This is a genomic window from Sanguibacter sp. Z6_81, from assembly GCF_057180625.1.
Genome location: NZ_JBXUFV010000003.1, coordinates 277,496 through 291,802 on the forward strand (window position 1 = coordinate 277,496; position 14,307 = coordinate 291,802).

A 14,307-nucleotide genomic window follows, 5' to 3' on the forward strand; every position below is an offset into this window, starting at 1 on the left:
TGGACCCCCGCTGCAGCGCCTGTCCGGGATCTCGGAAATAAAGGAGCGCCCCCGGTCGTTGAGACCGTATGCTGGACCTGCTTCCCGCGCGGCCACCACAGGCGTACGGGACGTGGTTGACAACTGCACAGGGGGTGATCGGTTTCGACGGTGGTCGTGTTTCGAGGAGAAGCGGGCCGAGGATGCAGACTTATCTCGTAAACGATGTCTGCAAACCAATAGGTGCCGATTCCAAGCGCACCGACTTCGCACTCGCCGCCTGAGCGAGTCCTGAAGTCCGTCAGCCTGAGGTAGCTTCCGCCTCAGTCCCTGGCGTCATCTAGGGAGCCACTGCTTGCAGCGTTCGTCGTTGGCGCTGCAGGGACTTTTAGACGACTGGGCCTGTCAGCAGCTTGTCTGTGTGAGTGCTGGGGCCGAGAAAATCCGTAGCAGACTGCGCCCGGAGAAGTCCTGGATTTGCGTCACCGGACCGGGGTTCGATTCCCCGCACCTCCACCAGAGATCCCCTCGCAGTGCCACAAGGCCGCCCTCCTCGGAGGGCGGCCTTGTGGCGTTCCCGGGCGCTCCTGGCCGTGCGGGAGGCGCGAACCTCGACATCCCGGACAGGCTGCGCCAGACTGCGCCGATGCCCGAGTACTGGAACCACAACACCGCGTACCACCCGCTGATCCTGCGCCTCGCGCAGCGCCGGCCCGGTTCGGCGATCGACATCGGCTGCGGTGACGGGCTGCTCCTGGAGCGGCTCGCTGCCGTGAGCGCGGAGGTCACCGGCCTCGAGCCGGACCCACGTGCCCTTGCAGCGGCTCGCACCCGTACGCGCGGGCTGCCCGACGTCCGGCTGGCCCACGGTGCACTCGTGCCCGAGAAGGCGACCAGCGAGGCAGCCGGCTCCCTGCCGGCGGAGCACGCGGACGTGCTGCGGGAGCAGTACGACCTCGTGACGATGGTCGCCGTGCTGCACCACATGGACACACGCGCGGGTCTGGAGGCGGCTCGTGCGCTCGTCGCGCCGGGTGGTCACCTCGTCGTCGTCGGGCTCGCCGCGAACGTCACAGCAACGGACTGGATGATCTCCGGCCTGGCGCTGCCGGTCGTGCGGATCGTCGACGCGGTGCGGCGGCCAGCGGACCCGGACGTGCAGATCGCCGCGCCGCGGGACGGGTTGTCGTCCATCCGGGAGACTGCCCGCTCGATCCTGCCGGGAGTGCGGATCAGGCGTGGTCTGTACTACCGGTACGTGCTGCGCTGGCAGGCGCCGGCCAGCGTCGAACCGGGCCTTCCCGGCCCGTAGCCAACGGCGATCGGCCTCCCCGGTCAGTGGTCGGGTACACCGACCGGCGGCACGACCTCGCCGAGCTCCTGGCGGACCCACCAGTTCCCCGTCGCGCGGCGCTCGGCCGGTGTGGTGTAGCGGTAGCGGTAGAGCACCGCGCGGACCGCTCGCGGCGGGGTGCCGTCGAACGGGTCCATCGACAGCAGGCGCAGCGTGCGGGCGTCGCCCTCGAGGAGCCGGCGCAGCAGCACCATGAACCACCGGTCGCTGGGGCTGCCGAGCGCGAGGAACCACATGAGCCAGTCGAGCCGCAGGTGGAACGGTGCGAACTGGCGCGGTCGCCGGGCGACGTCGCCCGGCTTCCCGCGGAACTCGTACTCCCGCCAGTCGGCGTCGTCCGGGTCGTCGCTGAGCGTGCCGGACACGACGACCTCGTGGCGCACCCGCGTGATGCTCCCGAACGCCCCGTAGGCGTTGACGAGCTTCAACGGGTCGAAGCTCGCGTTCATGAGCTGGTGCCGGGAGAGCAGGTTCTTCGCAGGACGGTAGCTGAGGACCGCGAGCACCGCGACGACCCCGGTGACGACGACGGCGAACGGCAGCTGCACGGGAGCGACGGCGCCGTCGTCGGTGTACCAGGGGAGCAGCCGGTCCCACGTGCTGTCACTGATCGCACTGCACGCGAGGACCATCGTGAGGACGTTGAGCCACGCGAAGTTCCCTGTGACCACGAGCCACGCCTGGGTGAGGACGACGATCGCACCGGCCACGGACGCGACGGGCTGGGGGAGGAAGAGGAGGAAGGGTACGACGAGCTGGGTGACGTGATTGCCGAGGACCTCCACGCGATGCCACCACCGGGGAAGGTGGTGCGCGTGCCAGCTGAAGGGACCAGGCATCGGCTGGGTCTCGTGGTGGTAGTCGAGCGCCGTGAGGTCCCGCCACGCGGTGTCGCCCCGCATCTTGATGAGACCGGCGCCGAGCTCCAGCCGGAACACGAGCCACCGCGAGGCCACGATGACGAGGATCGGCGTGGCGACCTCGTCCGACCCGAGGAACGCGACGAGGAAGCCTGCCTCGAGCAGGAGCATCTCCCAGCCGAAGGCGTAGAACGTCTGCCCGATCGCCACGATCGAGAAGTACAGCCCCCACAGGAGCAGGAACACGAGCATCGGCACCCACGGGGGGCCGCTCTGTGCCCAGCCGGTCACGACCGTGAGCGCGAGAGCGATGCCGGTCCAGGCCGCGACGAGGAGGGCACGGTCGGAGTAGTGCCAGCGGAAGAGTGTCGGCGCCGTGCGCCAGCTCGTGCGGGCGAGGAACGCGGGCGCGGGCAGCAGGCCGTGCTCACCGAGCAAGGCGCGGAAGTGCGCGACGGCCCCCCACAGGGCGACGACGTAGATTGCCGCGACGCCGCGTTGCAGGATCTGCCGGGCGACGTCGTAGTCGCCGGTCCCGAACCAGCCGAGCCAGTCCATCGCGCTCCTCCCGCGGTCGTCACGTCCGCCGTCCTTACTCGCGCGACAACCCGCGCCCCCGCATCTCGTCGATCTTGCGGCGCTCCCGCTTCGTGGGGCGGCCCGCACCGCGGTCCCGGACGCCCGCGACCGGGACCTCGGTCCGGGGGGGAGGTGCAGGCGTGTGATCGACGAGACACTCGGCCGCGACCGACGCGCCGACCCGCTTCACGACGACGCGGGAGACCACGACGATCCGCTCCGGACCCTCACCGCGCACCCGGACCTCGTCGCCGGGTCGGACGGGCGTCGCCGGCTTGGCGCGGTCACCGTTGACGCGCACGTGGCCCGCCCGGCACGCCGCCGAGGCGAGCGTGCGGGTGCGGAAGAGCCGGACGGCCCATGTCCAGCTGTCCACGCGGGCGGTCGGTGCGGCGTCAGGCATCGTTCGACTCTACAAGTGCCGCCGCGTCGATGAGGCGTTGCCCCGTCCGGGGCGTGACACTCACCACGGTGCCCCGGCACCGGGTGCGGGGACACGTGATCCGGCCGAGCCGTCCCCGCCGCCGCGCGTAGACTCGTGGCCATGAGTTCACGCCCGTCGATGAGCACCGGCCCCCTTGATCCCTTCGCCGACGACCCCGGCGACGTCGGCGGCGGCACGTCGACGAGCACCCTCGAGCGCACCGAGACGCGCGAGGAGGTCGAGCCTGGCGACCACGAGCGGTTCGCGCACTACGTCCGCAAGGAGAAGATCCTCAACTCCGCCCTGAGCGGCAAGCCGGTCATCGCGCTGTGCGGCAAGGTGTGGGTGCCGGGCCGTGACCCGAACAAGTTCCCCGTGTGCCCCATCTGCAAGGAGATCTACGACGGTCTGCGCGACCCGCAGGACAACGAGCCCGGTGGCTCGGGTCCGGGCGACGACGGCAAGTGAGCGGGGATCTGGACCAGCATCGCGGCACAGCAGCCGGCAGCCCCCTGAGGCCGCCCGTCACCCCCGTCCCGCACGCCGCGTCGTCGGCAGCGGCGTCGCACCTGTCACCGAGCTTCCCGCGGCGCGCGCCGTGGGGCACGGCGTCGAAGCTGCGGGCGTGGCAGGCGGAGGCGCTCGAGGCGTACCGCACGCACCCGTCGCGGGACTTCCTCGCGGTCGCGACCCCCGGTGCCGGCAAGACGACGTTCGCGCTGCGCATCGCGACCGAGCTCCTCGAGCAGGGGATCGTGCGACGTATCACCGTCGTCGCCCCGACGGAGCACCTCAAGCACCAGTGGGCTGACGCCGCGGCGCGCGTGGGTGTGCGGATCGACCCCAACTTCAAGAACAGCCAGGGGCGTCATGGCGCGCAGTACGACGGCGTGGCACTCACGTACGCGCAGGTTGCCGCCAACCCGGCGCTGCACGCTGCGCGCACGACGGCCGGGCCGACCCTCGTCATCCTCGACGAGGTGCACCACGGTGGCGACGCGTTGTCGTGGGGTGATGCCGTCCGTGAGGCGTTCGAGGGCGCGACGCGCCGGCTCGCGCTCACCGGGACGCCCTTCCGGTCGGACACCGCGGCCATCCCGTTCGTCACGTACGAGCGTGGGCAGGACGGCATCCGGCGGTCGGCAGCCGACTATGTGTACGGCTACGGGGAGGCGTTGCGGGACGGCGTCGTCCGGCCTGTGATCTTCCTCACCTACTCGGGGCAGATGCGCTGGCGCACCCGGGCGGGGGACGAGGTGAGCGCACGGCTCGGCGAGCCGCTGACCAAGGACATGACCGCCCAGGCGTGGCGCACGGCGCTCGACCCCAACGGCCAGTGGATCCCGGCGGTGCTCGAGGCCGCGGACAAGCGCCTGAGCGAGGTGCGCCGCAGCGTGCCCGACGCCGGAGGCCTCGTCATCGCCACCGACCAGAACGACGCGCGCGCCTACGCGGGGCACCTCGCCCGCCTCACGGGTGAGTCGCCGACCGTCGTGCTGTCCGACGACGACGGTGCGAGCGCGCGGATCGACGAGTTCTCCGACGGGACGCAGCGGTGGATGGTCGCCGTGCGCATGGTCTCCGAGGGCGTGGACGTCCCGCGCCTGGCGGTCGGCGTGTACGCGACGTCGACGGCGACGGCCCTGTTCTTCGCCCAGGCCGTCGGGCGGTTCGTCCGCGCCCGACGGCGTGGGGAGACCGCCTCCGTCTTCCTGCCCAGCGTGCCGAACCTGCTCGACCTCGCGAACACGCTCGAGGTCGAGCGGGACCATGCGCTCGACAAGCCGCTCAGTGCGGCCGAGTCCGGGGACATGTTCAACCCCGAGGACGCGCTCATGGCGGCGGCCAACCGGGACTCCAAGGCGTCGGAGGGACTCGTCGAGCAAGGATCCTTCGAGATGCTCGAGGCCCAGGCGACGTTCGACCGTGTCCTGTTCGACGGCGGGGAGTTCGGTACCGGCGCCGAGATGGGGTCCGACGAGGAGCTCGACTTCCTCGGCCTGCCCGGACTGCTCGACGCCGACCAGGTCACGGCACTGCTCAAGCAGCGCCAGGCCAGCCAGCTCAGCGGGAAGAGCTCCGCGCACCGCGCGTCGGCGGAACGTGCCGAGCTCGAGCACCGACGCGCCACGGAGCTGCGCAAGGAGCTCTCCCAGCTCGTCTCGGCCTGGGCCAGGCGCACCGGTCAGCCGCACGGGTCCGTGCACAACGAGCTCAGGCGCCGCAGCGGCGGCCCCGAGGTGCCGCTCGCGAGCATCGACCAGCTGACCGCCCGGGTCGAGGTCGTCCGCGGCTGGTTCGTCGGGAAGAAGTAGCCGGTCCTCAGCCGAGAGTCAGCGTCGTCGTCGGGATCGCGAGGTCCCCCGTGGACAGCCTCCGGGCCCCACGGGGGAGCTCGTCCCGTGACGCGGCGTGCCGGGCCGCCCCGGTGACGACGCCTGCGTGTCCGAGCCACCGCGGGTCGACCACCCCGTCCGTCACGAGGGCGTGGTGCAGCGGGCGCAGGTCGGACGACCGCGGTTCCCACCTGGCGACCTCGTCGTCCGGACCGGACACGATGACCTCGGCGACGGCTCGGCCGTCGTCGTCGAGCTGTCGGGCGGCGGTCTTTCGTCCACCGACACTCGTCTTGGCGGACGACGCCTTGGCGACGGGCTCCAGCGTGCCGGTGGCCCCCTCCCGGGCCACGAGCTTGTAGACCATGCCGCACGTGGGTGCCCCCGAGCCGGTGACGAGCTTCGTCCCGACGCCGTACGAGTCCACCGGCGACGCCGCGAGGGCCGCGATCGCGTACTCGTCGAGGTCGGAGGTCACCGTGATCCGCGTGTCGTGCGCACCGAGCGAGTCCAGCTGGCGGCGGACCTCGAGGGCCTGCACCCCGAGGTCCCCGGAGTCCAGCCGGACGGCACCCAAGGACGTCCCGGCGGCAGCGATGGCCCGCTCGACGCCGCGCGTGACGTCATAGGTGTCGACGAGCAACGTCGTCGAGGGCCCGAAGGCGGCGATCTGCGAGGCGAACGCCTCCTCCTCGTCGTCGTGCAGAAGAGTGAAGGCGTGCGCCGCGGTGCCGATCGTCGGGATGCCGTAGCGCCGCCCGGCCTCGAGGTTGGACGTCGCCGCGAAGCCAGCGACGGCAGCCGCCCGGGCAGCCGCGACCGCAGCCTCCTCGTGGGCCCGGCGGGATCCCATCTCGAGGCACGGGCGGTCGACGGCCGCACTCGTCATCCGGGAGGCGGCCGACGCGATCGCGGAGTCGTGGTTGAGCACCGAGAGCACGTAGGTCTCGAGCAGCACCGCCTCGGCGAACGTTCCCTCGACGACGAGGACCGGGCTGGACGGGAAGAACGTCTCACCCTCGGCATAGCCCGTGATGCTCCCGGTGAACCGGTACTCCTCGAGGTAGGCGAGGGTCCGGTCGTCGACGACCTTCTCGCGGGCGAGCCACTCGAGCTCGTCAGGGCCGAACCGGAAGTCGGCAAGACCCTCGAGGATGCGGCCTGTGCCGGCGAGGACCGCGTAGCGTCGCCACGACGGGAGCCGGCGCGTGAACACCTCGAAGACGCAGTGCCGGTCCGCCGTGCCGTCGGCGAGAGCCGCCTGGAGCATCGTCAGCTCGTACCGGTCCGTGAGAAGCGCTGTACCCATGAGGCAACGGTAGGGCACCGCGGCCCTGCGAGGACCTACGATTGTGTCGTGACAGCCAGCACCGCTCCCGACGCCGACGTGCGCGGGGACCTCGAGCAGGACGTCGCTGACCCGTGGGTCACCGTCGTGTGGAACGACCCCGTCAACCTCATGAACTACGTCGCGTACGTGTTCGAGAGCTACTTCGGGTACCCGCAGTCCACGGCGCACGCCCTCATGATGCAGGTCCACGAGGAGGGGCAGGCCGCCGTGTCGACGGGCGGCAGGGAGAAGGTCGAGATGGACGTCCGGGCGATGCACTCCTACGGGCTGTGGGCGACCATGCGTCGGAGCGGGGAGTAGTGGTGCGGCCGTTCCGGGCGACGAGCGACAACGGCGCCACGACGTTCACGGCGGGTCTGTCCACTCCCGAGCGGCTCGTGCTGGCTCAGGTCACCGGAGACGTGGTCGAGCTCCTCGGCGGCGAGGAGAGCTTCTACGAGGCCGAGGAGGACACCGCGCCGGCGGACCCTGGCACCGAGTCCGACGGTCCTGCAGAGGACGACACGGATGCTGCGATCCGTGGGTTGTTCGACGGGATGACGGACGAGCCAGCACAGGCACCGACCGACCCGGCGGTGCGGCGGCTCATCCCGGATGCGTCCGCCGACCCGGAGATCGCTCAGGAGTTCCGCCGCTTCACGGACGACGACCTGCGTCAGCAGAAGGTCGAGCGGCTCCTGCTGTTCGCCCAGCTGCTCCTGGAGGCAGCGCCGTCGTCCGACGAGACACGCCAGCTCGACTTCGAGGTGCTGGACGACGAGGCGGAGGCGATCGCCGGCGCCCTCGCGGACATCCGGCTGGTCATCGGGGAGCGTCTGTCGCTGCGTTCGGACGCCGACGCCCAGGAGCTCTACGACATGGTCACGGGCAGCTGGGACGACGAGTCCGAGGCCGCTCGCAGGGGCCGCCCGGGCGACCCGGAGCAGGAGGGCGAACCGATCCCGGAGGGTGCCCCCGACGACTCTGGGCCCCGGCTGTTCCTCGGGTCCGTGTTCGTGCTCGCCGGGTATCTCCAGGAATCGCTCACGGAGTGCCTCATCGAGCGGTACCGCGAGGGTGTGGCGCGCTCCTAGTTCATCGCGCAGCGCACACGAGATGTGCGTCGTCGGTGCTCTCGACGTGCGCGTCGGCGCAGTTGCTGCCAGCATGGTCGCGATTCACCCGCTGCGGAGCTGCCGCACGGGCCTGTGAGAGAGAAGAGGGTCATATGCCTACCTGGTTGCTCGTTCTGATCGTCGGCGTCGTCCTCCTGATCCTCGGTGTGGCCGTCGAGGCCGCGAAGGTTCTCATCTGGGTCGGTATCGCGATCCTCGTGGTGAGCCTGGTTCTGGGACTGCTCAACAAGGGCAAGTCGAGGGTCTAACAGGCCATGGCACCTGACGGTGCCAGCAGCAGGGGGCAGCATCACCTCTTCGCCGACCTGCACGCGTACAGCGTGCAGGTCGGCGTTCTTGTTCCCGGGGTCGCCGCCTCCGTGCGCGGTCGTGCGGTTTTTCGCGCGGCAACGGGCACGGTTAGTCTCTGGGTGTGAATGACGCTCCGATCGGCATATTCGACTCCGGCGTCGGCGGACTCACCGTTGCGCGGTCGATCCTCGACCAGCTGCCCAACGAGTCCGTCCTCTACGTCGGCGACACCCGCAACGCGCCGTACGGACCCAAGCCTCTCGCCACGGTCCGCTCGCTCGCCCTGGGCGTCATGGACCACCTCGTCGACGAGGGCGTGAAGATGCTCGTCATCGCGTGCAACAGCGCCTCGGCCGCGGTGCTGCGTGATGCGCGGGAGCGGTACACCGTGGGGCGCGGGATCCCCGTCGTCGAGGTGATCCTCCCGGCCGCGCGCCGTGCGGCCGCGGCAACCCGCACCGGCGAGATCGGCGTCATCGGAACGCGGGCGACGATCGAGTCCCGTGCGTACGAAGACGCTCTCGCCGCCGCGCCAGGTGTGCGCGTGCACCCCCAGGCATGCCCCGACTTCGTGGACCTCGTCGAAGCAGGGCTCACGGCCGGACCGCAGGTGCTCGAGGCAGCGCACCGGTACCTCGACCCGGTGCGCGCGTCCGGGATCGACACCCTCATCCTCGGGTGCACGCACTACCCGTTGCTGACGGGGGCGATCTCCTACGTCATGGGTGAGGACGTGACCCTCGTCTCGAGCGCCGAGGAGACGGCGAAGGACGTCTACCGGACTCTCGTCGCGCACAACCTCGAGCGGGACGTGAGCGCCGGTCCCCCCGTGCACAGGTTCCGGTCGACGGGCGACGCCGACGTCTTCTCCGGACTCGCGCGCCGATTCCTCGGTCCCGAGGTCGCCGTGGTGGAATCGGTCGCATGAAGCTGACGATCGTCGGGATGGCCGGGTCCTTCGCGTCCCCGGCGTCGCCGGCGTCCTGTTATCTGCTGCAGGCGGACGATGCTGCGGGCCGGACGTGGTCCGTCGTCCTCGACGTCGGCAGCGGTGCCCTGGGTCAGCTGCAACGTGCCGTCGACCTCTTCGACGTCGACGCGATCGCGATCTCGCACCTGCACCCCGACCACTTCTCCGACCTGTGCGGGTACTACGTGTACCTCAAGTACCACCCGGAGCGAGGGTCCGAGCGCCTCGCCGGGCTCGCGCCGGTGCCCGTCCACGGCCCGGGGGGGACCGAGGCGCGCCTCGCGGAGTCCTACGGGCTGGCCGAGGGGGAGACGATGGGCGGGCAGTTCGACTTCCGGGCATGGCGTCCGGGGGACCACACCGAGGTCGGACCGTTGACCATCGAGCCGTTCGCCGTCGAGCACCCTGTCGAGGCCTACGGGCTGCGGATCACCGGGCCGAGCACCGAGCGACCGGGCACCCGGGTGACGCTTGCGTACACGGGGGACACGGACGCGTGCGCCGGCGCTCTCGCCCTCGCCCAGGACGCGGACGTGCTTCTTGCCGAGGCCGCCTTCGTCGAGGGGCGCGACCATGCGCGCGGCATCCACCTCACGGGACGGCGCGCCGGGCGGATCGCCGCAGAGGCACGTGCCCGTCGGCTGCTCCTCACCCACATTCCCGCATGGAACGACGCCGGTGCGAGCGTCACCGAGGCGCGCGCCGAGTTCTCCGGACCCGTAGGCGTCGTGGAGCACGGTGCCACCTACACGCTGTGAGTCCCGCGGGCCGCGCTGTCCCGGATGCCGCTAGGGAGGCTGCCATGACCCCCGTCCCGCCCGAGGTGGTCCGTGTCGACGGACGATCGGCTGACGAGCTGCGGCCCGTGCGGATCACTCGCGGATGGCTCGACGCTGCGGAGGGCAGCGTCCTCATCGAGTTCGGAGCGACACGGGTGCTGTGCGCCGCGACCCTCACGCGCGGCGCGCCTCGCTGGAAGCGTGGGTCGGGCGAGGGGTGGGTGGGTGCGGAGTACGCGATGCTGCCTCGCGCGACGGTCGCGCGGGGGACGCGGGAGTCGGTCCGCGGGGGCGTCGGTGGTCGCGCCCACGAGATCTCGAGGATCGTGGCCCGGGCGCTGCGTTCCGTCGTCGACCTGCGGGCGTTGGGGGAGAACACCCTGCACGTGGACTGCGACGTGCTGCAGGCGGACGGCGGGACACGGACCGCGGCGATCACCGGCGCGTACGTGGCGCTCGCTGACGCTGTCGCGTGGGGGCTGCGCACGAAGCTCATCAAGGGCAGCCGCCCGGTCCTCCTCGACTCGGTCGCCGCGGTGAGCGTCGGGATCGTCGACGGCGCGCCGCTCCTGGATCTCGCGTACGTCGAGGATGCGCGGGCGGACACGGACCTCAACGTCGCGATGACGGGTCGCGGGGGTTTCGTCGAGGTCCAGGGCACCGCCGAGGGAGCGCCCCTGGGCCGCGCTGACCTGGATGCCCTGCTCGATCTGGCCACCGTGGGCGTCGCCCGGCTCGCTGCGGCCCAGCGTGCGGCACTGGAGCAGGGGGAGCCCACGAGCCTGACCCCCGTGCGCGGCGGACCCCCGACGGACGCCACCGCCGCGACCACCCCCATCGAGACGACGGAGAACCCCTGATGCCGACCCCACGCCTGGTCCTGGCCACCCACAACGAGCACAAGGTCGGCGAGCTGCGCGCGATCCTCGCGCAGGCCGTACCTGGACTCGTCGCGGAGGACGTCGCGGGCGCGACGTCGTTCGACGTGCCTGCTCCCGTGGAGGACGGCGTGACGTTCGAGGAGAACGCGCTCCTCAAGGCGCGCGTGCTCGCGGCGGCAACCGGGCTGCCCGCCGTCGCCGACGACTCCGGCCTCGCCGTCGACGTCCTGGGCGGGGCGCCCGGGATCTTCTCTGCACGCTGGGCGGGGACCCATGGAGACGACCGGGCCAACCTCGATCTGCTCCTCGCCCAGCTCGTCGACGTGCCTGCGGAGCACCGCGGTGCGCGCTTCGTGTGCGCGGCTGCGCTCGTCACCCCGGACGGGGACGAGCACGTCGTCACCGGCGCGCTCGTCGGTGAGCTGCTCACCGCCCCACGTGGGGACGGCGGGTTCGGCTACGACCCGGTCCTGCGACCCGTCGGTCACGACCGCTCGTGCGCGGAGCTCACGCCCGAGGAGAAGAACGCGATCAGCCACCGCGGTCAGGCGTTCAGGGCACTTGCACCTCGGATCGCCGAGATCCTCGCCCGCTGAGCAGGCGCAGCGCAGCAGCCGCCACGAGGCGCCAGCCGAGCAGCAGTGCGGCGAGCGCCCCGAGCGCCACGACGGGGAACGCACCCGAGACTCCCTGACCGCTGACGAGGCGCAGTCCCATCGCGGTCGCCCACAGCACGACGACCATGAGGCTCGCGCGCACGGCCGCGGACGCCGTCCAGCGCACGGCCGCCGGCCGAGCGGCATGGGCCACGACCCACCCGACCGCGAGGCCGACGAGGAACGGCCACGCCGTGGTGAGGAGACCGCCGAGGGTGACGGGCTCGTCGTGGCTCGAGCGCCCCACGACGGCGAAGACGAGGACGAGCGCGACGTCGACGACGACAGCGACGAGGGCGGGCAGACGGGTCGGTGCAGGCACGTCCCGACGATAACCGGTGCACCTGGACGCGTATCGTTGCTGCGTGCATCTCGTGGCAGACCATCTGGGCTTCGGGTATCCCGGCCGTCCCGTCCTCACCGACGTCTCGCTGCGGGTGTCCGCCGGGCAGCGTCTCGCCGTGGTCGGTGAGAACGGGTCAGGGAAGACGACGCTCCTGCGGCTCCTTGCCGACGACCTCCCGCCGGGCTCGGGGCAGGTGCGACGTACCGGTTCGTGCTCGGTCGTCCGCCAGGAGCTCGTCGTCGAGCCCGGACAGACGGTCGGGGACCTCGTCCGCGACGCGCTCGCGGAGGTGCGACGTGTCGCTGAGGACCTCGAGCGTGCGGCCGCGGCCTTCGACCACGAGTCGGGCTCGCTCGGTGAGTTCTCGTCCCTGCTCGCCCGTGCCGACCACCTGGCGGCGTGGGACGTCGACCGGCGCGTGCAGGTGGCGCTCTCCCGGCTCGGCGCGTGCCGCGACATGGAGCGCCGGCTCGACACGCTCTCCGTCGGTGAGCGCTTCCGCGTACGGCTCGCCTGCACGCTCGCGGAACGGGCGGACATCCTGCTGCTCGACGAGCCGACGAACCACCTCGACCGGGGCGGTATCGACTACCTCACCGCGGAGCTGACCGCCTGGACCGGCGCCGTCGTCATCGTCACCCATGACCGTCAGCTGCTCGACGACGTCGCCACGGCCATCCTTGATCTCGACCCGTCCGTCGACGGCAGGCCGGTGCTCTACGGGCAGCCCGGCTACCTGTCCTACCGGTTCGCCAAGACCCAGGCGCTGCACCGGTGGCGGCAGCGGTACCGGGCGGAGACGAAGCGGGCCGAGGTGCTCGCGGCGCGGCTGGACATGACCTACGAAGGTCTGTCCGACGAGTGGCGACCGCCCAAGGGCAGCCAGAAGCACCGGCGTGGAACGCGTGCGCGGACGCACGTCAAGGCTGCTGACCGGCTCGTCGAGAAGCTCAAGGCGGAGGCGGTCGAGATCCCCCCACCCCCGCCCGCGCTGCACTTCCCGGACCTGCCGACGATGCAACCCGGGTGGCAGCCGGACTCGCCCGTCGTGGATCTCCGCAACCCGGCGGTCCGGGGTGACGGGGGAGCGCCGCGGCTCGACCTGCCTGGCGAGCGGATCACCGTCCCGCCGTCGGGACGGCTGCTCATCACCGGGGCGAACGGCGCGGGGAAGTCCACCCTGCTCGGGGTGCTCGCCGGGACGATCGCGCTCGACCGCGGCTACCGGACGGCGCTACCGGACGCCCGGCTCGGTGTGGTCGCCCAGGAGGGAACCCCCGCAGCTGCGCACGACCCGACCGACGACGCGGCGGGGCCGGTGACCGGGTTCGACCAGTACGCCGCGCTCGCGCTGCGACTGCTCGCCGACGGCAGCCTGGACCCCGACCACGTGGTGCCCGTCGCGCTGCTCGGTGTGCTCTCGGAAGAGGACCTCGACCGGCCGGTCGCCGAGCTGTCCGTGGGCCAGCGCCGGCGCCTCGATCTCGCGTGCGCCCTGCTCGCGGCACCGCACGTCCTGCTGCTCGACGAGCCGACCAACCACCTGTCGATCGATCTTGTGGACGACCTCACCCGCGCCCTGCGTGTCACGTCGGCGGCAGTCGTCGTCGCGACGCACGACCGGCGGATGCAGGACGATCTGCACGACTGGGACCGGCTCGAGCTCTGAGACCTCGGCCGGCCCGAGAACCCGTGCCGGCTACTGGATCCGACCGACGTGAGCCATCGCCTGCCGGAGCAGGACACCCTGGCCGCCGTACATCTCCGCCTGGATGCTCTCGCTGCACGCCTCCTCGGGTGCGATCCACGCGAGGTCGAGCGCGTCCTGCTGCGGGCGGCAGTCGCCCCGGACGGGGACCACGTAGGCGAGGGACACGGCGTGCTGACGTGGGTCGTGGTACGGGGTGACGCCCGGGGTGGGGAAGTACTCGGCGACGGTGAAGGGCTGCGGAGACGCCGGGATGAGGGGGAGGGCGACGGGCCCGAGGTCCTTCTCGATGTGCCGGAGGAGGGCGTCGCGGATCCGCTCGTGGTACATCACGCGACCGGAGACCAGGGCGCGGCTCATCATCCCCTCGCGGGTGACGCGCAGGAGCAGCCCGACGGACACGACGTCCCCCGAGTCGTCGACGCGCACCGGGACGGCGTCCACGTAGACGATCGGCAGGTTGCGGCGTGCCGCAGCCATCTGGTCCGCTCCGAGCCATCCGGCGGGTCGCGCTGCGGCGGGGTCGAACTCGGGTGGGGGAAAGTCAGCGGTGTCGGTCACGGGATCAGTTGTATCCCGGTGGGGCTCCTCATCGCCAGACGGCGCCCTCGGACGGGGGCGGTCGGGGCGGATCTCACACGCGGGCCGGACCCTTTGTGATGAATGTGCCGTCCTGAT

Annotated in this window: 16 protein-coding genes and 1 other RNA gene; 12 read left to right on the top strand and 5 right to left on the bottom strand. The window is 71.5% G+C overall.

Translation table 11 applies throughout. From position 1 onward, the window contains the following. The first annotated feature begins 130 nt into the window (after positions 1–130). Both ssrA and AC2AXK_RS09660 read left to right on the top strand, forming a co-directional pair. Positions 131–498: a transfer-messenger RNA gene (gene ssrA, locus AC2AXK_RS09655) on the top strand. Between the two features lie 127 nt (positions 499–625). Further along, positions 626–1,291 (top strand): class I SAM-dependent methyltransferase, encoded by a 666-nt coding sequence (locus AC2AXK_RS09660; protein ID WP_484345155.1) that lies wholly within the window; start codon positions 626–628, stop codon positions 1,289–1,291. Between the two features lie 23 nt (positions 1,292–1,314). Here the strand turns inward: AC2AXK_RS09660 and AC2AXK_RS09665 are convergent, their stop codons facing one another. Both AC2AXK_RS09665 and AC2AXK_RS09670 read right to left on the bottom strand, forming a co-directional pair. After that, positions 1,315–2,751 (bottom strand): lipase maturation factor family protein, encoded by a 1,437-nt coding sequence (locus AC2AXK_RS09665; protein WP_484345156.1) that lies wholly within the window; start codon positions 2,749–2,751, stop codon positions 1,315–1,317. 34 nt (positions 2,752–2,785) lie between these two features. Beyond that, entirely contained in the window at positions 2,786–3,175 is a 390-nt protein-coding gene (locus tag AC2AXK_RS09670) for an RNA-binding S4 domain-containing protein (RefSeq protein ID WP_484345157.1), read from the bottom strand. 141 nt (positions 3,176–3,316) lie between these two features. On the opposite strand from AC2AXK_RS09670, the gene AC2AXK_RS09675 reads away from it, so the two are divergent. Both AC2AXK_RS09675 and AC2AXK_RS09680 read left to right on the top strand, forming a co-directional pair. Further along, positions 3,317–3,664 (top strand): DUF3039 domain-containing protein, encoded by a 348-nt coding sequence (locus tag AC2AXK_RS09675; RefSeq protein ID WP_484345158.1) that lies wholly within the window; start codon positions 3,317–3,319, stop codon positions 3,662–3,664. Positions 3,665–3,708: 44 nt separating this feature from the next. Continuing rightward, entirely contained in the window at positions 3,709–5,511 is a 1,803-nt protein-coding gene (locus AC2AXK_RS09680) for a DEAD/DEAH box helicase (RefSeq protein WP_484345410.1), read from the top strand. A 7-nt stretch (positions 5,512–5,518) separates the two neighbouring features. Here AC2AXK_RS09680 and AC2AXK_RS09685 read toward each other — a convergent pair whose 3' ends face one another. Then, positions 5,519–6,841, bottom strand: a complete 1,323-nt coding sequence (locus tag AC2AXK_RS09685) for a nicotinate phosphoribosyltransferase (protein ID WP_484345159.1) — start codon at positions 6,839–6,841, stop codon at positions 5,519–5,521. Between the two features lie 48 nt (positions 6,842–6,889). Between AC2AXK_RS09685 and clpS the strand changes: the two genes are divergently transcribed. From clpS to rdgB, 7 genes are all read left to right on the top strand, one after another. Beyond that, a complete protein-coding gene (gene clpS, locus AC2AXK_RS09690) occupies positions 6,890–7,183 on the top strand; it encodes an ATP-dependent Clp protease adapter ClpS (protein ID WP_484345160.1) in 294 nt (97 codons plus the stop codon). A 2-nt stretch (positions 7,184–7,185) separates the two neighbouring features. Then, positions 7,186–7,956 (top strand): DUF2017 family protein, encoded by a 771-nt coding sequence (locus tag AC2AXK_RS09695; RefSeq protein WP_484345161.1) that lies wholly within the window; start codon positions 7,186–7,188, stop codon positions 7,954–7,956. A 134-nt stretch (positions 7,957–8,090) separates the two neighbouring features. Then, a complete protein-coding gene (locus AC2AXK_RS09700; RefSeq protein WP_484345162.1) occupies positions 8,091–8,246 on the top strand; it encodes a hypothetical protein in 156 nt (51 codons plus the stop codon). Positions 8,247–8,410: 164 nt separating this feature from the next. Continuing rightward, positions 8,411–9,217, top strand: a complete 807-nt coding sequence (gene murI, locus AC2AXK_RS09705) for a glutamate racemase (RefSeq protein WP_484345163.1) — start codon at positions 8,411–8,413, stop codon at positions 9,215–9,217. Next, entirely contained in the window at positions 9,214–10,017 is an 804-nt protein-coding gene (locus AC2AXK_RS09710) for an MBL fold metallo-hydrolase (protein WP_484345164.1), read from the top strand. The genes murI and AC2AXK_RS09710 overlap by 4 nt, the downstream gene beginning before the upstream one ends. A gap of 44 nt (positions 10,018–10,061) precedes the next feature. Beyond that, positions 10,062–10,898 (top strand): ribonuclease PH, encoded by an 837-nt coding sequence (rph, locus tag AC2AXK_RS09715; RefSeq protein ID WP_484345165.1) that lies wholly within the window; start codon positions 10,062–10,064, stop codon positions 10,896–10,898. Continuing rightward, positions 10,898–11,515, top strand: coding sequence for an RdgB/HAM1 family non-canonical purine NTP pyrophosphatase (gene rdgB / locus AC2AXK_RS09720; protein WP_484345166.1), 618 nt, complete (start codon positions 10,898–10,900; stop codon positions 11,513–11,515). The genes rph and rdgB overlap by 1 nt, the downstream gene beginning before the upstream one ends. On the opposite strand, the gene AC2AXK_RS09725 is transcribed toward rdgB, so the two are convergent. Next, a complete protein-coding gene (locus AC2AXK_RS09725) occupies positions 11,472–11,897 on the bottom strand; it encodes a DUF3054 domain-containing protein (RefSeq protein WP_484345167.1) in 426 nt (141 codons plus the stop codon). The two genes, rdgB and AC2AXK_RS09725, sit on opposite strands and share 44 nt — an antisense overlap. A 43-nt stretch (positions 11,898–11,940) precedes the next feature. On the opposite strand from AC2AXK_RS09725, the gene AC2AXK_RS09730 reads away from it, so the two are divergent. Next, positions 11,941–13,590 (top strand): ATP-binding cassette domain-containing protein, encoded by a 1,650-nt coding sequence (locus AC2AXK_RS09730; protein WP_484345168.1) that lies wholly within the window; start codon positions 11,941–11,943, stop codon positions 13,588–13,590. 30 nt (positions 13,591–13,620) lie between these two features. Here AC2AXK_RS09730 and AC2AXK_RS09735 read toward each other — a convergent pair whose 3' ends face one another. Beyond that, positions 13,621–14,190 carry an NUDIX hydrolase family protein gene (locus AC2AXK_RS09735; protein ID WP_484345169.1) on the bottom strand — a complete coding sequence of 190 codons (570 nt, stop codon included), beginning with the start codon at positions 14,188–14,190 and terminating at the stop codon, positions 13,621–13,623. Positions 14,191–14,307: the final 117 nt, after the last annotated feature.